The sequence below is a fragment of the Bradyrhizobium sp. 76 genome (assembly GCF_023073025.1).
Taxonomy (GTDB): Bacteria; Pseudomonadota; Alphaproteobacteria; order Rhizobiales; family Xanthobacteraceae; genus Bradyrhizobium.
On sequence record NZ_JADPIS010000102.1, the window covers coordinates 207,187 to 226,940 of the forward strand.

Sequence of the window (19,754 nt, forward strand, 5' to 3'; positions counted from 1 at the left end):
CGCCAGCTTTGAGAGATTACTTCTTCTTGTCGCCGCCGGCGGGAGCCTTGGCAGCCGGAGCCTTGGCAGCCGCTGCCGGAGCAGCAGCACCCGCAGCCGGAGCAGCACCAGCCGCCGGAGCAGCAGCACCCGCAGCCGGAGCAGCAGCCGCGGCCTTCTGCTCTTCGGCGTAGCCGGACGGCGGCACGATGGTGACGAGGGTCGCGTCCTCGGCGGTCAGCGCCTTCACGCCGGCCGGCAGCTTGATGTCGGAGAGATGCAGCGAGTGGCCGATTTCGAGCGACCCGACGTCGGCCTCGATGAACTGCGGGATGTTCTCCACGCCGCACTCGAGCTCGATCGCGTGCGCAACGATGTTCACGGCGCCGCCGCGCTTCACGCCGGGCGAACCTTCAGCCTTCACCACGTGCAAGGGAACGCTGATGCGGATGGTGGCGCCTTCGCCGAGCCGCATGAAGTCGACGTGGATCGGGAAGTCCTTGACCGGATCGAGGTGGTAGTCGCGCGGAATCACGCGGTGCTTGTTGCCTTCGAGGTCGATGTCGACCAGCGTGGTCAGGAACCGGCCGGCGAGGATGCGCGAGCGCAGTTCGCGATCGTCAACCGAGATGGTCAGCGGGGGCTGGTTGTTGCCGTAGATCACTCCGGGCACTCTCCCGGCGCGACGCTCAGCCCGGGCGGCCCCCTTGCCGCTCTTCGGACGTGCGGTCGCCTTCAATTCCTTGACGGTCGCCATAACGTTAAGTCCTTGTTTTTGCAAAAGTTAATGGGCCGCAACGCGGCCCATGGCATACGCCGCAGCAAGCCTCCAGGGGTGCGGGGGCTGCGGACGTGGCGGGCTTTTACCCGGAAGACGCGGAAATGACAAGGAGAATGGGCTGCCGGAAGGTGTCGGTAGCCCGGACGGAGCGCAGCGTGATCCGGGACCTACGCCGCTGGAACACCCCGGATTGCGCGAAGCCTGTCATCGGGCAGCGCTTCGCGCCGACCCGTTGGCTCCATCCGGGCTACGATTCCCTCCCTACCCGCCGAGCTTGGCCTCCAGCGCCGCGATGCGCGCCTTCAGAGCCTCGTTCTCCTCACGCGCCAGGCGCGCCATGTCCTTGACCGCCTCGAACTCCTCGCGCTTGACCAGGTCCATGTCGCGCAGGAATTTTTCGGCCTGGGTGCGCATCACCGTGTCGAACTCGCGCTTGACGCCCTGCGCGGCACCGGCGGCATCGTTCATCAGGCGGCCGATCTCGTCGAAAAACCGGTTGTTGGTCTGGGTCATGTCGGTCTCCTGGCGGCTTTCGATGAACTCTGCGCGAACGCGCGGGAAGACAATGGCAATCCGTTTGGGCCGGTTCAAGGGCCGATCGGCGGTATCCTTGTCATGCCCCGGTTTCCTTGCAATCGTATTCAACGTCCCTGCATAAGAAGAATCACAAAAGGCGCTCGAGATGATCGACCAGCAGATCGCGATCCCCACCAAGGACGGTCACACCGCAACCTTCATCAGCCATCCCGAACGCGGCGGGCCGTTTCCGGTCATCCTGTTCTACATGGACGCGCCGGCGATCCGCGAAGAGCTGCGCGACATGGCGCGCCGGCTCGCGACATCGGGCTATTACGTGATGCTGCCGAACCTCTATTACCGCTCCGGGGTGATGGAGCTCGGCGCGCTGCCGGCCGATCCGAACGCGCCGGAGCGGAAGCGCATGTTCGCGCTGATGGGATCGCTCACGATCCCCATGATCATGGATGACACGCGCGCGCTACTGACCTATGCCGAGGGCCAGGCGGCCGCGAACACCAAACTGATCGGCACCGTCGGCTACTGCATGAGCGGCCGCTACGCCGTCAACGCCGCCACGCATTTCCCCGATCGCGTCAAGGCCGCCGCCTCGGTCTACGGCACGCAGCTCGCAACCGACCAGGACGACAGCCCGCATCTCGCGGCAGCCAAGACCAAGGCCGAGCTCTACTTCGCCTGCGCCGAGACCGACATATACGCGCCCGCCGAGATCATCGAGAAGGTGAAGCAGGGCATGAGCGGCGCCAAAGCTGAAGTCGAGATCTATCCCGGCACCCATCACGGCTTCGCCTTCCCCAAGCGTCCGGTCTATCACCGCGACGCCGCCGAGCGGCATTGGGAGCGCCTGCTGGCGCTCTATCGCCGCAATCTCGTCTAGACATAGAAGGCGCGATGCCCTTTCTGCTCATCGACTTTCCCGCCTTCAAGCCGATCGCGATCGAGATCGGCCCGTTCGCGATCCGCTGGTATGCGCTGGCCTATATCTGCGGCATCGTGTTCGGCTGGCTCTATGCGCGCTCGCTCCTGAAGAAGGAGCGGCTGTGGGGCGGCCCGGCGCCGATGTCGCTGCTGCAGATCGACGACTTCATCCTGTGGGTCACGCTCGGCATCATCCTCGGCGGCCGCACCGGCTATGTGCTGTTCTACAATCTGCCCTTCTTCATCGATCATCCCGCCGCGATCTTCAGGCTGTGGGAAGGCGGCATGTCCTTCCACGGCGGCTTCCTCGGCTGCGTCGTCGCGGTGATGTGGTTCGCCTATCGCAACCGCATCTCGATCCTGTCGCTCGGCGACATCACCACCGCCGTCGCCCCGGTCGGGCTGCTGCTCGGCCGCATCGCCAATTTCATCAACGGCGAATTGTGGGGTCGCGCCGCCGACCCGGAGCTGCCCTGGGCGATGATCTTCCCCAACGATCCCGCCCAGCTGCCGCGCCATCCGAGCCAGCTCTACGAGGCCGGCATGGAGGGCATTTTGCTGTTCGCGGTGCTTGCAATCATGATCCGCTTCGGCGCCCTGAAGCGGCCGGGCATGATCCTCGGCGCCTTCATCCTGATCTATGGTCTGAGCCGGATCGCCGGCGAGCATTTCCGCGAACCGGACGTCCAGCTCGGCTTCCTCTGGGGCGGATTAACCATGGGCATGCTGTTGTCGATCCCGATGCTTATTGTCGGCCTCGTACTTATTGTATTGGCAGTGAGGCGCGGTGCGCCCGAGCCCGCAGGGGCTATTCGTTAATTCCTTTTGAGAAGATAGGCCGTGACCGACCAGCCGTTACTCGACGAGATCAAGGCGCTGATCAAATCCTCAGGCCCCATGCCGGTCTGGCGGTACATGGAACTGTGCCTGATGCATCCGCGCTATGGCTATTACGTCTCGCGCGATCCGTTGGGACGAGAAGGCGACTTCACCACCGCGCCCGAGGTCAGCCAGATGTTCGGCGAGCTGTTGGGCCTGTGGACCGCCTCGGTGTGGAAGCAGATGGGGTCACCGCAATTCCTGCGGCTGATCGAGCTCGGCCCCGGCCGCGGCACCATGATGGCCGATGCGCTGCGTGCGCTCCGCGTGCTGCCGCCGCTCTATCAGGCACTCCACATCCACATGGTCGAGGTCAATCCGGTCCTGCGCGAGCGGCAGAGTGCGACGCTGTCGGGCGTGCGCAACATCGCCTGGCATGACAGCATCGACGACGTGCCGGACGGACCGAGCATCATCCTCGCCAACGAGTATTTCGACGTGCTGCCGATCCACCAGATGGTCCGTCACGAGAACGGCTGGCACGAGCGCGTGATCGAGGTCGACGCCAACGGAAAACTTCAATTCGGCGCGGCGGCCGAGCCGACGCCGCGCTTCGAGGTGCTGCTGCCGCCTCTGGTACGCGCCGCGCCCGTCGGGGCCGTGTTCGAATGGCGGCCCGATGCGGAGATCATGAAGCTCGCCAGCCGCGTGCGCGACCAGGACGGCGCGACGCTGATCATCGATTACGGTCATCTGCGCAGCGATGCCGGCGACACCTTCCAGGCGATCGCGCGCCACACCTTCACCGATCCCCTGAAGGCGCCGGGCCAGGCCGACGTCACGGCCCATGTCGACTTCCAGGCGCTCGCGCGCGGGGCGGAGGACGTGGGCGCCCGCGTGCACGGGCCGGTGACCCAGGGCGATTTCCTCAAACGCGTCGGCATCGAGACCCGTGCAGGCGCGTTGATGCAGAAGGCGGCGCCCGACGTCTCCACCGACATTTCAATCGCGCTCAAGCGACTGACTGAAACCGGGCGCAGCGGCATGGGTTCGATGTTCAAGGTGCTCGGCATCTCCGAGCCGCGGTTGACGGGGCTTGCGGGCCTCAGCGATCTCGAACGCGCCGGAGACGGTTCATGACGGTTGCCTCCTCGCTGCTGTCGGCGGTGCCGGGCCTGCGCCACGCCTTCTTCACCCGGGAGGGCGGCGTCTCGGGCGGCATCTATTCCGCGCTGAACGGCGGGCTCGGCTCCAACGACGATCAGGCCCTTGTCGCGGAGAACCGCCGTCGCATGGCCGAGCGTGTCGGCGTCGCGCCGGAACGCTTTCTCAGCCTGCACCAGATCCATTCGCCCGACGTGCTCGTGGCCGACGCTCCGTGGCCGAGCGGGCCGCGGCCCAAGGGCGATGCGCTGGTGACGAAGGTGCCCGGCATTGCGCTCGGCGTCTCCACCGCCGATTGCGGGCCGGTGCTGTTCGTCGATTCCGAGGCGGGCGTGATCGGGGGCGCTCATGCCGGCTGGAAGGGCGCGCTCACCGGCGTACTGGAGCAGACCATTTCAGCGATGGAAAAACTCGGCGCCTCGCGCAGCGGCATCATCGCCGCGATCGGCCCGCTGATCCGCCAGGACAGTTATGAAGTCGGCAACGAGTTCGTGGCGCGCTTCATCGAGGCGGATGCGGACAACGCCATGTTCTTCATCCCGTCGGTGCGCGAAAGCCACGCGATGTTCGACCTCGCCGGCTTTATCCGCAGGCGTCTGGAAGCCGCGGGCATCCTGATGATCGACGATCTCGGTCTGGACACCTACGCCGACGAACGCTTCTTCAGCTACCGCCGCTCGGTGCATCGCAAGGAGCCGGATTACGGCCGCCACGTTCACGCGATCGCGCTCGAAGCGTGAACACAAGGGCAACCCCGTGTCATTCCGGGGCGATGCCTGCGCGCGATGACAGTGGCCTGTGGCGCACCCGCCCTAGACCTTAATCGATTTTAACGATATCGCTGCCCTCCATAATGAGGGACGCGTCATTCATCTTGCGCCGCGCGGGTTCGCGCGTGCTGGCGGTCATGCTGCTGACGGCTGCGACCGCGCTTGGCGGCTGTGCCGGTGGCGGTGGTGCCGCGAACTCCTATGCGATGGCGCCGAGCGCCGGCTCCGGCGCGACAGTGGCGTTCGAATCGATCGACGGGCCGCCACCACAAGTGTTCGACCGCATGGTCGGCGTGCTCGACACCGAATCCAAGCTGCGCAGCCTGTCCGTGGTCTCCCGCGAGGGGACGGCTGCCTACCGCGTGCGCAGCTACCTCTCCGCCCAGATCGTGCGCGGCAAGACCGTGATCGCCTGGGTCTGGGACGTCTACGACGCCAACCAGCAGCGGGCGCTGCGCCTTTCCGGCGAGGAACCGACCGCGGCCAAGGGCGGCCGCGATCCCTGGAGCGCGGCCGACGACCTCGTGCTGCGGAAGATCGCCCAGGCCGGATTCAGCGGACTTTCCAACATGATCAACGGCACGCCGGATGCGCCGAACTCGGCTCCCGGCTTGCGCGGGCCGGCCGTGGCGAGCGTGATCCCGGAGGCTCCGGCGGCCGAGATGCCGGCCTCGGCGCTGGGCTATGCCGAGCGATAACCCCCGCGAAACCACGGCCCCAATTTCCGGCCAAACCGTTGGCCGGACTCGGGATTTCGCAGGGAAAACGTAGCGTCCCGGGTTGCCATTGCAGCCCCCGGCCTGATATTTCCTCGCCCGTCGTAACCGTGCTTCCAGTGGGTATTGTTTGATGTTGAACATCGTGTCCAGCAAAGCGCGGGAGGAAGCGTCCATGTCGGCCAAGAACGGCTCCATCAAGCTCGTCGCCGGCAACTCCAATCCGGCTCTCGCGCAGGCCATCGCGCAAGGTCTCGACCTGCCGCTGACCAAAGCGGTGGTACGGCGCTTCGCCGACATGGAGATCTTCGTCGAGATCCAGGAGAACGTGCGCGGCTCGGATGCCTTCGTCATCCAGTCGACCTCGTTCCCGGCGAACGACCATTTGATGGAATTGCTGATCATCACCGACGCACTGCGCCGCTCCTCGGCGCGCCGCATCACCGCTGTGCTGCCCTATTTCGGCTACGCCCGGCAGGACCGCAAATCGGGTTCGCGCACGCCGATCTCGGCAAAACTCGTCGCCAATCTGATCACGCAGGCCGGCGTCGACCGCGTCATGACGCTCGACCTGCATGCCGGCCAGATCCAGGGCTTCTTCGACATCCCGACCGACAACCTCTACGCCGCGCCGCTGATGGTGCGCGACATCAAGGACAAGTTCGACCTCTCCAGGACGATGGTGATCTCACCCGACGTCGGCGGCGTGGCGCGCGCACGCGGCCTCGCCAAGCGCATCAACACCCCGCTCGCGATCGTCGACAAGCGCCGCGAGAGGGCGGGTGAATCCGAGGTCATGAACGTGATCGGTGACGTCGCCGGCTACACCTGCATCCTGATCGACGACATCGTGGACTCCGGCGGCACGCTGGTGAACGCCGCCGACGCGCTGATCGCCAAGGGCGCCAAGGACGTCTACGCCTACATCACCCACGGCGTGCTCTCCGGCGGCGCGGCCGCCCGGATCACAAACTCCAGGCTGAAGGAGCTGGTGATCACCGACTCGATCCTGCCGACCGAGGCGGTGAGTAAGGCGCCGAACATCCGCACGCTGCCGATCGCCAGCCTGATCTCCGACGCGATCGCGCGCACCGCGGCGGAAGAGTCGGTGTCGAGCCTGTTCGACTGAGGTTTCTTACCTTGCCCCGCTTGCAGGGACAGGGAGTGCGAGCGTCTACGTCCCTTACGAGGCAGCCCCCGGGTTGTTGCCAACGACCGCCCATGACATCATCCGAATCCCGAGTCATCTCTGCCCTCTGGATGCCCGATGCCACGCCGGAAATTTGCCTGGGAGAAGCTGTCGGATGACGAGTTGCTCAAGCAACGCCTCTCCAGCCTGAGGGTTACGGTCGAAGGCACCTGGCTCGAGGATTGCGTCAGCACGCTCTATGAGGAGCTGGAAGAACGGGATATCCGGCTGCGGCCGCACACCTGGATGTCGAGCGAATGGTTCAGTCCGGGCGGCGTTCCCGGCATCGCCATTCCGTTCTATCTCGCTCATCCCCGCCTGATGAAGCTCGAGAAGAAGATGATGTTCGACGTCGAGGGCGGAACATGGCGCGAGTGCATGGCCATCCTCCGTCACGAAGCGGGCCACGCGATCCAGCACGGTTACCAGCTGCAGCGCCGGCGGCGCTGGCAACAGCTGTTCGGCCCGTCGTCGAAACACTACCCGCGCTACTACCGGCCCAATCCGGCGAGCAGGCGTTACGTCCAGCATCTGCGGCTGTGGTATGCGCAGAGCCATCCGGACGAGGATTTCGCCGAGACCTTTGCGGTGTGGCTGCGGCCCCGTTCGAACTGGCGGACGCGATATGCTGGTTGGCCGGCGCTGAAGAAGCTCGAATATGTCGACGAGCTGATGGGCGAGATCGCGGGAAAGCGGCCGCCGATCGCGACTCGGGAGCGTGTCGATACGCTGGGTCGGCTCAGCCAGACGCTCGAAGAGCACTACAAGAAGAAGCAGGCGTTCTACGCCTTCACACCCCCCAAGACCTACGACCGCGATCTCTCCCGGCTGTTTTCAGCCGATCCACGGCATCACCGCTCAAAGCCGGCTTCGGCCCTGATCAGGCGCCACCGCTCCCAGATCAGGCAATTGGTCTCGCGATGGACCGGCGAGAATCAGCTTACGCTCGATGCCGTGCTTGACGAGATGATCTCTCGCTGTCGCGAGCTCGATCTGCGTGCCGTCGGCCCTGAACAGAAGCTCGTTCTCGACTTCATCGTCCTCGTGACCGCCAAGACGATGCACACGATGTTTGGCCCGTCTCGACGAAAATGGATCGCGCTATGAGACGTCTGCGCATTCTGGTTCTCATGCATCCGGACTTCCTGCCTCCGGACTCCTCCGACGGATACAGCCCGCAGGAGATCAATGCGTGGAAAACCGAGTACGACGTGGTGAGCACCTTGCGTGCCGCCGGCCACGAGGTTCGACCGCTCGGCGCGCAGGAGGAAATCAGGCCGGTGCGCGAGGCGATCGAGGAGTTCAAGCCGCACGTGGTTTTCACGTTGCTGGAGGAATTCCACAACAACGTCGCCTTCGACCAGCACATCGCGAGCTATCTCGAACTGATGAAGGTCCCTTATACCGGGTGCAATCCGCGCGGCCTGACCCTGGCCCGCGGCAAGGATCTGTCCAAGACGCTGGTGCATCACCGCCGGATCGCCGCGCCGGCCTTCGCTGTCTTCCCGATGCGCCGCAAAGTGAAACGCCCGACGCGTCTTGCGCTGCCGCTGATCGTCAAGAGCCTGAACATGGATGGCTCGTTCGGCATCTCGCAAGCCTCGATCGTCGACACCGACGAAAAGCTGGCCGAGCGGGTTGCCTTCATCCACGAGCGGGTCGAATCCGCCGCCATCGCCGAGCAGTTCATCGAGGGGCGAGAGCTTTACGTCGGCGTGCTCGGCAACAACCGCTTACGTGTTCTGCCGATCTGGGAGTTGAAATTCGGCAGCATGGGCGGCCGCTCGTCACGGCATATCGCCACTGAGAAGGCCAAGCACGACACCGACTATCAGGAGAAGGTCGGCATCGTCGACGGGCCTGCGAAGGATCTGGCGCCGGAAGTGACCGCCAGGATCCAGCGAGCCGCGAAACGCATCTACCGGGCGCTTGGCCTCGACGGTTACGCGCGCATCGATTTTCGTCTCACCGCCGACGGCACGCCGTATTTCATCGAAGCCAATCCCAATCCCGAGATCGCCAAGAGCCAGGAGTTCGCGACGGCCGCTCTACATGACGGGCTCAAATATCCGGCTCTCCTGCAGCGCATCCTGGCCCTCGGGATCAGCCGCGCCAAGGCAGGAGTGTCACTGGGGTGATGACGCGACGATCGCCCCTCATCCTTCGAGACGCGCTTCGCGCCCCTCGGGATGAGGGATGGTCGTTGCGCTGCGTTACACGATTCCCGCGGCGACCTGGCCGCGCAGGCGTTCGAGCCCGAGCAACGTCTCCGCGCAGGCGGCCGCCACCTCGACGCCCTTGATCGCAAAATGCCTGCGGAAGAAATCGTAGTGCACCTCGGTCTCGTGGAATTGCTGCGGCGTCAGCACCGCGGAGAACACGGGCACCTCCGTGCGCAGCTGCACGTCCATCAACGCCTTGATCACGGTGTCGGCCACGAACTCATGGCGGTAGATGCCGCCGTCGACGACGAGGCCGGCCGCGACGATCGCGGTGTAGCGCCGTGTCTTGGCGAGGATCTGCGCATGCAGCGGGATCTCGAACGAGCCCGGCACCTCGAACACGTCGACGTGATTGAGGTGGCGCGCTTCTGCCTCCTTCACGAAGGCGATACGGGCCTCCTCGACCACGTCGCGGTGCCAGCAGGCCTGCACGAAGGCCACCCGCTGCGGTTTCGCGAAGCGCGGATGGTCGGGCGCCGGCTCGTGTGGAACCGGCGGTGGCGTTTGGGTTGGTTGGGATGTTTCGGCTTTGGAAGTTTGGACTTGGGTATCTTGCAACATCTGATTCATGGCTTTCCTCAGTTAAGGACCAGAATCAGGGCACACGGAACGACAAACAGCCGCATCCTGCGATGCGTCTGCCACCGACCGTTCTCTTTCATCCGGACTTTAACCGTCGGCCTCGGAGTTGCACCGAATCTGCTGACCCTTCCCCTCAGCAACAGACTTTGAGGAAGGCGCTCGCGGGCTTAGGCCTTACGGCCCTTACCGCCGGTGGGGACTTTCACCCCGCCCTGAGAACATCGGCCGCCCGGAATGAACGGCCTGACCGAAATATGACGCCGGTTGGGGGCCGCGGCAAGCGGGTTCCGCATGGGAAAACCGCATGGTCCCATGCCGCTATAGTGGTCCAGTCCGTACGGGGCGGAAATAACGATTGGAGGGCTATCGGCGAATCCGATTCCGGTTTGTTCTTTTCCGTCCGGCTCGGCCTCCCCCGCGTTAATAATTGTGGCGGAGATGAGCTGTGGACGAACGAGTCCTGACTTGTGGACGGACTCGGCAGCCAGTTGCGCAGATTCCGCAAATCACATCAGTTGATCCGCGACAAGCCCGCGCTGATCCGAACGGATCGCCTTACCAATATTAAGGGAGCGCGCGCCGGACCAACCGCGTGCGTATCAAAGACAACAAAAAGGCAAGAGGTCGAGACGGCATGTCCCTGCTCGAAGGCACTATCGATTCCAAAAACCATCCGCTCGCGGTGGTCGAGGATATCGCTGCCAGCAACAACTGGCCGTTCGAACGCTCCGGCGAAGACGAACTCACGATTGTCTCCAAGGGACAATGGACCGACTACCAGATCTCCTTCACCTGGATGGGCGAGATCGAGGCGCTGCATCTGGCCTGCGCGTTCGACATGAAGATTCCGGTTGCGCGGCGACCGGAGGTGCAGCGGCTCGTCGCCTCCGTCAACGAGCAGTTGTGGGTCGGGCACTTCGACCTGTGGACGACCACCGGCATGATCATGCACCGGCAGGCCCTCGTGCTGCCGGGCGGGCTCACCGCCTCCACCGGGCAATGCGAAGCCATGCTCGCCGGCGCCATCCACGCCTGCGAGCGCTATTTCCCGGCGTTCCAGTTCGTGGTGTGGGCGGGCAAGTCCACGTCGGAAGCCATGGACGCGGCGATGTTCGACACGGTGGGCGAGGCGTAGTTTTCTTGTCGTCCCGGCCTAGTGCGCAATTGCGCACGGGGGGCCGGGACCCCTACCGCGTGATTTCGCTTGTGGCACGCTGCTTGTTGCCAACACCTCCATCCACTAAAACCGGTTGTGGTTATGGGTCCCGGCTTTCGCCGGGACAACACTGAGTTTGTGGTAACGGCTATGACGAGCAACGGCACTCTCGAAAACATCACCGGCACTATCCTGCTCGCCGGCGCCGGCAAGATGGGCGGCGCGATGCTGACCGGATGGCTTTCGGGCGGACTCGATCCGCGCCGCGTCGCGGTGATTGATCCACACATCTCGGCCGAGATCACCGCACTTGCCGCCAAGGGGGTTGCGCTCAATCCTGATGTGACGACGGCAGGCCAGGTCGAGACGCTGATCGTCGCGGTGAAGCCGCAAATGTTCCGCGAGGCCGGCGCCAAGCTGAAGCCATTCGTCTCCGACAAGACCTCGGTGGTGTCGATCATGGCGGGAACCACGATCGCCTCGCTCGAAGAGGTCTGCGGCGGCGTGGTGGTGCGCGCGATGCCGAACACGCCGGCCGCGATCGGTCGCGGCATCACGGTGGCTGTCGCCGCGAACAACGTCAGCGCACAGCAACGCGCTGTGGCCGATGCGCTGCTACGCGCCACCGGCTCGGTCGAATGGGTCGACGATGAGAGCCTGATGGACGCGGTGACCGCGGTGTCCGGCTCGGGCCCGGCCTATGTGTTCTTGCTGGCCGAAGAGCTCGCGCGCGCCGGTGTCGAGGCGGGCTTGCCCGAGGCGCTGGCAACGAAACTCGCGCGCGAAACCGTCGCCGGCTCGGGTGAACTTCTCCACCAGTCGGAGCTTGCCTCCGGCACGCTACGCCAGAACGTCACCTCGCCCGGCGGCACCACGGCCGCGGCACTCGGCGTGCTGATGGGCGAACCAGGCCTGCGCGATCTGATGATCCGCGCGATCGCGGCGGCGACGCAGCGGTCGAAGGAATTGGCGAAGTAAGGAAGCTATCCCCTCATGGTGAGGAGCGCGAAGGGCCGTCTCGAACCATGCAGGCCCGGCTCTCGCCTGTGGCCATCCTTCGAGACGACCGCTGCGCGGTCTCCTCAGGATGAGGGCAGAGCAAGGGGCTCCTAGCTCGTCCCCAGCCGCTTGTTGAACATCGCGACATTGACGAGCCCGCGCGCGTGGCGGCCTTCGCCGAGTTTTCGCGTGCCCTCGACGGCCTCGACCTCGAAGCGGATGACGCGGCGCTCTACCGCAATGACCTTCGCGGTAGTCCGCACCGTCGCGCCGACAAGGGCTGCTGCAAGATGGCGGATATCGACCTCGGTGCCGACCGTGACCCAGCCGGGCTGAAGGACGCTGCGGATCGCATCGCCCGACGTCATCTCCATTTCCAGAATCATCATCGGCGTCGCATAGACCATCGGCATGCCGGGCACGAAATGCCCGACCGTGCGCTCCACCGGCACCACCAGCGTGCGCTCGGCGCTCATGCCGACCTTGATGAAGTCGCGTGCGTCCATGGGGCCTCCCCCCGTCGTCCTGGACAAGCGCAGCGAAGCGAAGCGCCGATCCAGGACCCATTACCCCGACTGAACATTGTCATGAGCGGCCTAAACCACGACCCGCCGTAACAACTGCCGCTGGGGGTAATGGGTCGTGGCTTTCGCCAGGACGACAGTTGCGTTTGCAGCTAGAGCGCTGGCTACTTCTTCGCAGCCGCCGCGCGCTCCACGAACGTCTTGCCGCCCTTCATCTTGTGGCGGAGCGGGGCTTCATTGATCTGGATGACGACGGCGTCGGCATCGACGCCGAGATTCTTCACCAGCGCCTGGGTGATGTCGCGCATCATGCCGGCCTTCTGCTCGTCGGTGCGGCCTTCGGCCATGCTGACAGTGATCTCAGGCATTTTTCTCTCCCTTGGGCCGAACACCGGCCATTGACGGGCGCCATCAAACAGGAGGCGGATGCCCGGGACAAGCCCGGGCATGGCGGCGTCAGCGAATAGCTAGCCCCAGCTCACGTCATGGCGCGCTAGCACCTCGCGAACTTTGGCGACAAGATCGGCCTCGCTGCACGAGAACTGCGCCGGGCGGCTCTCACGCCATTCCTGGTTGGAAGCGATCGCGGCTGCCGCCTTCGCGCCCTCGATCAGATCCTTGATCTGCACCTCGCCACGCGCTTTTTCATCCGAGCCCTGGATGATGACGCAGGGCGCATTGCGGCGATCGGCATATTTGAGCTGGTTGCCCATGTTCTTGGGATTGCCGAGATAGAGCTCGGCGCGGATGCCGGCGGTTCGCAACGATGCGACCATCTTCTGATAGTCGGCGACGCGGTCGCGGTCGAACACGGTGACGACGACGGGGCCGAACCCGGGCTTCGTGTCGAGCTTGCCGAGCAGCGTCAGCGCGGCCTGAAGCCGCGACACGCCGATCGAGAAACCGGTCGCCGGCACGGGCTCGCCGCGGAAGCGCGAGACGAGACCATCGTAGCGTCCGCCGCCGCCGACCGAGCCGAAGCGCACCGGTCGGCCCTTGTCGTCCCTGGTCTCGAGCAGTAGTTCGACCTCGTAGACGGGGCCGGTGTAATATTCGAGGCCGCGCACGACAGAGGGGTCGATCTTGATGCGATCCGCACCGTAACCCGACGCCGTCACTAGTTTCGCGATCTCTTCCAGCTCGCTCACGCCGGCCTGACCGACTTCGCTCTTGGTGAGATAGGTTTCCGCCGCGGCAATGGCCTCTTTCCAATCGTCGCGCGGTTTGGTGATGGCGAGAACGACGTCAGCTTCCGACGCGCTTAGATTGGCGCCCTTCGTGAAGTCGCCCTTGCCTTCTTCGCCTCCATCCCATCTGCCGGGACCGAGGAGCTTGCGAACTTCCTCGGCGGGAAACTTATCGAGCTTGTCGATTGCGCGCAGCACGGTGAGCCTACGCGCTGCGTTCTCTTCGCCGCCGAGCCCGATGGCTTCCAGAACGCCGTCGAGCACCTTGCGGTTGTTCACCTTCACAACATACGAGCCGCGCGCAATGCCCAGCGCCTCCATTGTGTCGGCCGCCATCATGCAGATCTCGGCATCGGCCGCCGGCGTTGCCGAGCCCACCGTGTCCGCATCGAACTGCATGAACTGGCGGAAGCGACCGGGACCCGGCTTTTCATTGCGGAAGACGTAGCCGACCCGGTAGCTGCGGTAGGGCAACACGAGAGCGTCGGTGCCGTATCGCTCGCCGACGTAGCGGGCGAGCGGCGCGGTCAAATCGTAGCGCAGCGAGATCCACTGCTCGTCGTCGTCCTGGAACGAGAACACGCCCTCGTTCGGACGATCCTGGTCGGGCAGGAACTTGCCGAGCGCATCGGTGTATTCCATCGCCGGCGTTTCCACAGGCTCGAACCCGTAGAGCTCGTAGACGGTGCGGATCTTTTCCACCATCTCGCGCGTCGCCCGGATCGCGGCGGGATCGCGATCCTCGAGCCCGCGCGGCAGGCGCGCCTTCAGTTTCTGGGGTTTTTTGGATTTTTCGGCCATGCGCGGCATTTACCAGCCGACGCGCGAAGCGGCAACTGCCGGGTAGGCCCTTACGGCTGCTCCATCCGTGCCCGCAGCGCATCGGCATCCGCTTTCGGCAGCGACTTCAGCGTTGGCTTGATGGTTTCGCCGCCGACGATCTTGCCGTTGCGCATGAACATCCAGTCCGAGATGTCGGCTTCAGTGAATTCGACCTTGTCGCCTGCCCGCTTGCCCGGCAGATCGCGTGGCTCGTTGGCGAAGAGGCCGGAATAGCCCCCATTGGGTAGCTTCTTCACCTCGGCCATCCAGATGTGCTCACCGCCTTTGCGGGTCGAAAAGTGCACCTTCAGGGCGTGCCCCGTTTCCGACGGTTTCGGCGCCTCGTAGGAGGCCCAGAAGGTCGGCAGCGTGCCGCGGGCGCGCGCGATCGCGGTGTTCATCTCCGGATCGGTGTTGCGCACGTCGATGACGGGCGAACGGCCCTCAGCGGAGACGTCCAGCTTGGGGCCGATGGTCAGGATGCCAAAGACGGTGACGCCGGTGATTGCGGCGAGAACGACCCATTTCAGGGACTGGGGAAGAGTGGATGTCATGATCGCAATGTCCGGAAAACTCGATGTCCAGGTATTCGAGGTCTCGGACTTTGTCGCACGATCATCGTGTCGCGTTCATTGCGCCTCTCTCTCCGCGCGAGCGGAGAGAGAGAGGGCAAAAATCAAGACAGATTGCGGATCCAGTTATGCGGATCGTTGGTGCGGCCGTACTGGATGTCGACGAGCTGCTTGCGCAGGCCCATGGCGACGGGGCCGGCGGCGCCGCCGCTGATCTCGAAATCGCCGCTCACTGAGCGCACCGTGCCGATCGGCGAGATCACGGCGGCCGTGCCGCAGGCAAACGCCTCCTTCAGCTTGCCGCTTGCCGCATCCTTGCGCCACTGGTCGAGCGAATACGGCTCCTCGCGCACGGTTTTGCCGGCGTCTTTGGCCAGCGCAATGATGGAATCGCGCGTGATGCCGGGCAGGATCGTGCCGAGCGGCGGCGTCGAGAGCGAGCCGTCGTCGAACACGAAGAACACGTTCATGCCGCCGAGCTCTTCGATGTAGCGGCGCTCGATCGCATCGAGAAACACGACTTGGTCGCAGCCGTGCTGGATCGCTTCGGCCTGGGCGCGCAGGCTTGCGGCATAGTTGCCGCCGCATTTGACGGCGCCGGTGCCGCCGACGGCAGCGCGCGTGTAGTTCTCGGACACCCAGATCGAGACTGGCGCGGGGCCGCCCTTGAAGTAGGAGCCGACCGGCGAGGCGATCACCGCGAAGATGTATTCGGACGACGGCTTGACGCCGAGGAAGGTCTCGCTCGCGATCATGAACGGGCGCAGGTAAAGGCTGCCCTCGCCGCCCGGCATCCAGGCGCGGTCGATGCGCACGATTTGCTCGACGGCCTCGATGAAGACGTCTTCGGGGAGCTGCGCCATCGCCATGCGATCCGCCGAGTCCTTGAAGCGCCGCGCATTGGCGTCGGGGCGGAACAGGTTCACGCCGCCGTCGTCGCGCTTGTAGGCCTTGAGGCCTTCAAAAATTTCCTGGGCGTAGTGCAGGACGGCGCCGGCCGGATCGAGCTGGAAATTGGCGCGGGCCTCGACACGCGCCTCGTACCAGCCGCCCTTGGCCTGGTTGTAGCGGACCACCGCCATGTGATCGGTGAAGACCCGCCCGAAGCCGGGGTCCACCAGCTTGGCGACCCGATCCTTCTCGGGGGTCGGATTGGATGCGGGCTGGATGTCGAATTTCATGCTCATGTCCTTGCCTCCCGCTGCCGGTGGCGGCGCCGTTGTGGCACCCACCTGCCCCGATTTGGGCCCGGCTGGCTCGATTGGTTTCTGGCCGGACCGCCGCCAGCCTTGTTACGGCCGGTTTCCGTGGCCAGCATGTCACCGAGGACATGCTTTTGCGGAAGACGGAAGTCCAGTATGTTTTGCCGAAATGCCGTTCGACAATCGCACGGTTGATCTGCTCCGGCCGTCGCCGCCTGTCTGGCCCACTGGGGCCGCCTTGCTTCGATGCCCACCCGACGCGAAACGATCTAAAATTTCGTACGGGCCGATCGTTTTGTAACATTGAGACCAAGATACGTCAATATGCCTGACATAAATTTCGCGACTCCTTCTCAAGACGCTGCCGGGCCGCGGCCGGCCGCAGACGACGGAGGCAATTTGCGCTGGGATATCATCGAACTGCTGTTCTTCGCCTATCGCGATTTCGTCGGCGATCCCGACCAGGAGCTGGAGGCGTTCGGCTTCGGCCGGGCCCATCACCGCGTCATGCACTTTGTTTATCGTTATCCCGGCCTCAAGGTCGCCGACCTCCTCGACGTCCTGCGCATCACCAAGCAATCGCTCGGCCGGGTGCTCAAGCAGCTCCTGGACGAGGGCTATATCGTCCAGAAGACCGGCGACAATGATCGCCGCCAACGCCTGCTGTTTGCGACACCGAAGGGCGAGGCGCTGGTGCAGAAGCTCGCCGGTCTCCAGACCACGCGCATCACCAAGGCGCTCGCCGAGATGGCGCCGCAGGATGCCGAAACTGTCAAGCGCTTCCTGCGCGCGATGATCGACCGCGACGATCCCGACAAGGTGCTCGAAACGATCTTCGCCACCGTCAATCAGGACAAGGAGTGACCGTGCCGCTCGCTGCCACGCTCGCACGCCCGCCGGCACGCCCCGCCGACGATGCTCCGCATCTCCTGCTGGTTGACGACGACCGCCGCATCCGCGACCTGCTCTCGCGCTTCCTTGCCGGCGAAGGCTATCGGGTCTCGACCGCAGCCAGCGCCAGCGACGCCCGTTCCAAGCTTTTGGGCCTGCACTTCGACCTCTTGATCCTGGATGTCATGATGCCCGGCGAGACCGGCTTCGATCTCGCCCGTTTCATCCGGACTTCGTCCTCGGTGCCGATCGTGATGCTGACGGCGCGGCATGAAGCCGAAGCGCGCATCGAGGGCCTGCAGATCGGCGCCGACGATTACGTCGCAAAGCCGTTCGAGCCGCGCGAGCTTGCGCTACGCATCAACAACATCCTCAAGCGCGCTGCGCCGCCGCCGCAGGCCGCTGCAGTGGAGAAGATCGCGTTTGGCCCGTACATCTATCACCTGGACCGCGGCGAACTGCGCCAAGGCGAAGACGTCATTCACCTGACCGACCGCGAGCGCGAGATGCTGCGGATCCTGTCGGAGACACCGGGCGAGACCGTGCCGCGCAGCGCGCTGACCGGCAATGGCAGCGTCAACGAGCGCGCCGTCGACGTGCAGATCAACCGCCTGCGGCGCAAGATCGAAACCGATCCCGCCAATCCGCTGTTCCTCCAGGCCGTGCGCGGCATCGGCTACCGGCTGGTAGCCTCGCCATAAAGAGTGAAGCGCCACCGATGAGCACGATCGATAGCGGCCTGACGCTTTTGAAGAGCGCCGCCGGCCGCGTCTCCGCCGCCAATGGCTGGATGGGCAATGCGTTCAAGGGCTGGATGCCGACCGGCCTTTATGCGCGTGCGCTGCTGATCATGATCGTGCCGATGGTGATCCTGCAATCGGTTGTCGCCTTCGTGTTCATGGAGCGGCACTGGAACACGGTGACACGGCGCCTGTCGGCCGCGGTGGTGCAGGACATCGCCGCGCTGATCGACGTCTACAAGGGCTATCCGCAAGACAAGGATCGCGACCAGATCCGCCGCATCGCGCAGCAGCGCCTGGGCCTCGTCGTCGATTTCCTCCCGGCCGGCGACATGCCGCCGCCGGGACCCAAGCCGTTCTTCTCGCTGCTCGACCAGACGCTGTCGGTGCAGCTCGGCCGCCAGATCGGGCGCTCCTTCTGGATCGACACGGTCGGCCGCTCCAATCTGGTCGAGATCCGGATCCAGCTCGACGACGCCGTGATGCGCGTGTTCGCGCAGCGCAGCGCCGCCTATGCCTCGAACTCGGAGATCTTCCTGTTCTGGATGGTCGGAACGTCCTCGATCCTGCTGATCGTCGCGGTGCTATTCCTGCGCAACCAGATCAAGCCGATCCTGCGACTTGCCGACGCCGCTGAAAGTTTTGGCAAGGGCCGCGAGGCGCCGAATTTCCGCCCGCGCGGCGCGCGCGAGGTGCGGCGCGCGTCGGTCGCCTTCCTCGAAATGAAGTCGCGCATCGAGCGGACGATGGAGCAACGCACCGCGATGCTCGCCGGCGTCAGCCACGATCTGCGCACGATCCTGACGCGGTTCAAGCTCGAGCTGGCGCTGATCGGCGACAGCCCAGAAATGGAAGGCATGCGCAAGGACGTCGACGAGATGTCGATGATGCTCGAGGACTACCTCGCGTTTGCCCGCGGCGATTCCGGCGAGCAGTCGCAGCCAACCGACATGGCCCAGGCGCTCGAGGAGCTGCGTAGCGACGCCGAACGCCACGGCCACACGGCGACGGTCGCATTCAACGGGCTGCCCGTGGTCACGGTGAAGCCGGCCTCGTTCAAGCGCTGCCTCGCCAACCTCGTCACCAACGCCGCCCGCTACGGCAAAAGCATCGCCATCACCGGCCAGCGCGATCACCGTTATTTGACCGTGACGGTCGACGACGACGGGCCGGGCATTCCCGCCCATTTGCGCGAAGAGGTGTTCAAGCCGTTCCTGCGGCTGGACAACGCCCGCAACCAAGACGAAGGCGGCACGGGTCTTGGCCTCGCGATCGCCCGCGACATCGCCCGTTCGCACGGCGGCGACATCACGCTTGGCGACAGTCCGATGGGCGGATTAAGAGCGAGCGTGCGGATACCGGTGTAGGCGCGGGACTTCACGCCCCCGTAAGAACGGGGCGAGGGAGTGCACGTGTTTGCGCGGCGATCTCACCTACTTCGGCAACAGCGCTTTCAGCTTGTCCATGTCACGCACGTTCATCTTGAAGCCGCCGGGCATCACGATGTCGCCGGGCTTCTGGTCCGGCTTGCAGGCGCCCAGCCATTTCGCTTCGAGCTGCATGGTCGTGTCGCGGCCTGCCGCGCCGGCGGCGCCGCCTTGCGCGTGCGACGACGTCTTCACCGTATAGGCCGAATTGAAATCGCCGGTGATCTCAGCATGCGAGGTCGTGCTGATGCCGGCGACATTGCACTCGGAATCGCTGACATAACCGGTCGCGGTCTTCTTGATGTCCTGCTTGGCGCAGATCTGCTTCGCCATCGGGGAGATGTTGTTGTTCATCTCCTTGTCGACGGTCTCGTCGGTGCAGTGCTGCATGGTCATCTCGGGCACCGGCGTGCCGGTCCTGACCATCTTCAATTCCCACAGGCCCGCCTTGCGCACCGGCAGGTCGTCAGCGCGGGCGCTGGCTGCCGACAAGACGAGGCAAAGTGCGGAGCCGAGCAAAGCGAGTTTGCGCGTCATGACGGAAGCTCCCGGCTGCG

General features: G+C 64.7%; 22 protein-coding genes and 1 riboswitch. Of the genes, 13 read left to right on the plus strand and 9 right to left on the minus strand.

Translation table 11 applies throughout. The features are described 5' to 3' along the window. Positions 1–16 precede the first annotated feature (16 nt). Both IVB48_RS24900 and IVB48_RS24905 read right to left on the minus strand, forming a co-directional pair. Positions 17–736 carry a 50S ribosomal protein L25/general stress protein Ctc gene (locus tag IVB48_RS24900; RefSeq protein ID WP_027565369.1) on the minus strand — a complete coding sequence of 240 codons (720 nt, stop codon included), beginning with the start codon at positions 734–736 and terminating at the stop codon, positions 17–19. 285 nt (positions 737–1,021) lie between these two features. After that, positions 1,022–1,273, minus strand: a complete 252-nt coding sequence (locus IVB48_RS24905; protein WP_007596812.1) for an accessory factor UbiK family protein — start codon at positions 1,271–1,273, stop codon at positions 1,022–1,024. Between the two features lie 169 nt (positions 1,274–1,442). Here IVB48_RS24905 and IVB48_RS24910 point away from each other — a divergent pair, with 169 nt between their 5' ends. The 8 genes from IVB48_RS24910 to IVB48_RS24945 all read left to right on the plus strand — a co-directional run bounded on the left by IVB48_RS24910 (position 1,443) and on the right by IVB48_RS24945 (position 9,011). Further along, positions 1,443–2,174 (plus strand): dienelactone hydrolase family protein, encoded by a 732-nt coding sequence (locus tag IVB48_RS24910; protein ID WP_027565370.1) that lies wholly within the window; start codon positions 1,443–1,445, stop codon positions 2,172–2,174. A gap of 14 nt (positions 2,175–2,188) precedes the next feature. Further along, complete coding sequence (gene lgt / locus IVB48_RS24915; protein WP_247403867.1) at positions 2,189–3,034, plus strand: prolipoprotein diacylglyceryl transferase; 846 nt, start codon at positions 2,189–2,191, stop codon at positions 3,032–3,034. Between the two features lie 21 nt (positions 3,035–3,055). Next, entirely contained in the window at positions 3,056–4,174 is a 1,119-nt protein-coding gene (locus tag IVB48_RS24920; RefSeq protein WP_247403870.1) for an SAM-dependent methyltransferase, read from the plus strand. After that, positions 4,171–4,938, plus strand: coding sequence for a peptidoglycan editing factor PgeF (gene pgeF, locus IVB48_RS24925; RefSeq protein ID WP_247403873.1), 768 nt, complete (start codon positions 4,171–4,173; stop codon positions 4,936–4,938). The genes IVB48_RS24920 and pgeF overlap by 4 nt, the downstream gene beginning before the upstream one ends. A 113-nt stretch (positions 4,939–5,051) precedes the next feature. Continuing rightward, positions 5,052–5,666 carry a hypothetical protein gene (locus tag IVB48_RS24930; RefSeq protein ID WP_247403876.1) on the plus strand — a complete coding sequence of 205 codons (615 nt, stop codon included), beginning with the start codon at positions 5,052–5,054 and terminating at the stop codon, positions 5,664–5,666. A 193-nt stretch (positions 5,667–5,859) separates the two neighbouring features. Further along, the gene (locus tag IVB48_RS24935; protein ID WP_007596822.1) at positions 5,860–6,813 is read left to right on the plus strand and encodes a ribose-phosphate pyrophosphokinase; all 954 of its coding nucleotides are present in this window, start codon (positions 5,860–5,862) and stop codon (positions 6,811–6,813) included. A 138-nt stretch (positions 6,814–6,951) separates the two neighbouring features. Next, complete coding sequence (locus IVB48_RS24940; RefSeq protein ID WP_247403879.1) at positions 6,952–7,980, plus strand: putative zinc-binding metallopeptidase; 1,029 nt, start codon at positions 6,952–6,954, stop codon at positions 7,978–7,980. Continuing rightward, positions 7,977–9,011 (plus strand): ATP-grasp domain-containing protein, encoded by a 1,035-nt coding sequence (locus IVB48_RS24945; RefSeq protein ID WP_027565376.1) that lies wholly within the window; start codon positions 7,977–7,979, stop codon positions 9,009–9,011. The genes IVB48_RS24940 and IVB48_RS24945 overlap by 4 nt, the downstream gene beginning before the upstream one ends. Positions 9,012–9,086: 75 nt before the next feature. On the opposite strand, the gene IVB48_RS24950 is transcribed toward IVB48_RS24945, so the two are convergent. Further along, positions 9,087–9,665: a 6,7-dimethyl-8-ribityllumazine synthase gene (locus IVB48_RS24950; protein WP_247403882.1), complete on the minus strand. Its 579-nt coding sequence runs from the start codon at positions 9,663–9,665 to the stop codon at positions 9,087–9,089. Between the two features lie 76 nt (positions 9,666–9,741). Further along, a riboswitch (FMN riboswitch) is annotated at positions 9,742–9,901 on the minus strand. A gap of 410 nt (positions 9,902–10,311) precedes the next feature. On the opposite strand from IVB48_RS24950, the gene IVB48_RS24955 reads away from it, so the two are divergent. Both IVB48_RS24955 and proC read left to right on the plus strand, forming a co-directional pair. Next, positions 10,312–10,812, plus strand: a complete 501-nt coding sequence (locus IVB48_RS24955) for a YbjN domain-containing protein (protein ID WP_247403885.1) — start codon at positions 10,312–10,314, stop codon at positions 10,810–10,812. A gap of 171 nt (positions 10,813–10,983) precedes the next feature. Then, the gene (proC, locus tag IVB48_RS24960; RefSeq protein WP_247403888.1) at positions 10,984–11,811 is read left to right on the plus strand and encodes a pyrroline-5-carboxylate reductase; all 828 of its coding nucleotides are present in this window, start codon (positions 10,984–10,986) and stop codon (positions 11,809–11,811) included. 131 nt (positions 11,812–11,942) lie between these two features. Here proC and IVB48_RS24965 read toward each other — a convergent pair whose 3' ends face one another. From IVB48_RS24965 to IVB48_RS24985, 5 genes are all read right to left on the minus strand, one after another. Continuing rightward, entirely contained in the window at positions 11,943–12,338 is a 396-nt protein-coding gene (locus IVB48_RS24965) for a hotdog domain-containing protein (RefSeq protein ID WP_247403890.1), read from the minus strand. Positions 12,339–12,520: 182 nt separating this feature from the next. Then, a complete protein-coding gene (locus tag IVB48_RS24970; RefSeq protein ID WP_256378942.1) occupies positions 12,521–12,805 on the minus strand; it encodes a tautomerase family protein in 285 nt (94 codons plus the stop codon). A gap of 18 nt (positions 12,806–12,823) precedes the next feature. Next, on the minus strand, positions 12,824–14,344 hold the full coding sequence (gene hisS, locus IVB48_RS24975) for a histidine--tRNA ligase (protein ID WP_027565381.1): 1,521 nt from the start codon (positions 14,342–14,344) through the stop codon (positions 12,824–12,826). Positions 14,345–14,394: 50 nt separating this feature from the next. Then, positions 14,395–14,919: a DUF2314 domain-containing protein gene (locus tag IVB48_RS24980; RefSeq protein ID WP_247403893.1), complete on the minus strand. Its 525-nt coding sequence runs from the start codon at positions 14,917–14,919 to the stop codon at positions 14,395–14,397. A gap of 122 nt (positions 14,920–15,041) precedes the next feature. After that, entirely contained in the window at positions 15,042–16,124 is a 1,083-nt protein-coding gene (locus tag IVB48_RS24985) for a branched-chain amino acid aminotransferase (RefSeq protein ID WP_027565383.1), read from the minus strand. 339 nt (positions 16,125–16,463) lie between these two features. Here IVB48_RS24985 and IVB48_RS24990 point away from each other — a divergent pair, with 339 nt between their 5' ends. Genes IVB48_RS24990 through IVB48_RS25000 form a run of 3 tightly spaced genes read left to right on the plus strand, consistent with a single transcriptional unit; the run spans position 16,464 to position 19,137 of the window. Next, positions 16,464–17,003 (plus strand): MarR family transcriptional regulator, encoded by a 540-nt coding sequence (locus IVB48_RS24990; protein WP_007596846.1) that lies wholly within the window; start codon positions 16,464–16,466, stop codon positions 17,001–17,003. Then, on the plus strand, positions 17,000–17,731 hold the full coding sequence (locus tag IVB48_RS24995) for a response regulator transcription factor (RefSeq protein ID WP_018453502.1): 732 nt from the start codon (positions 17,000–17,002) through the stop codon (positions 17,729–17,731). Before IVB48_RS24990 ends, IVB48_RS24995 begins: the two co-directional genes overlap by 4 nt. A gap of 17 nt (positions 17,732–17,748) precedes the next feature. Beyond that, complete coding sequence (locus tag IVB48_RS25000; protein WP_027520375.1) at positions 17,749–19,137, plus strand: ATP-binding protein; 1,389 nt, start codon at positions 17,749–17,751, stop codon at positions 19,135–19,137. Between the two features lie 66 nt (positions 19,138–19,203). Here IVB48_RS25000 and IVB48_RS25005 read toward each other — a convergent pair whose 3' ends face one another. Further along, on the minus strand, positions 19,204–19,734 hold the full coding sequence (locus tag IVB48_RS25005) for a DUF3617 family protein (RefSeq protein WP_247284451.1): 531 nt from the start codon (positions 19,732–19,734) through the stop codon (positions 19,204–19,206). Positions 19,735–19,754: the final 20 nt, after the last annotated feature.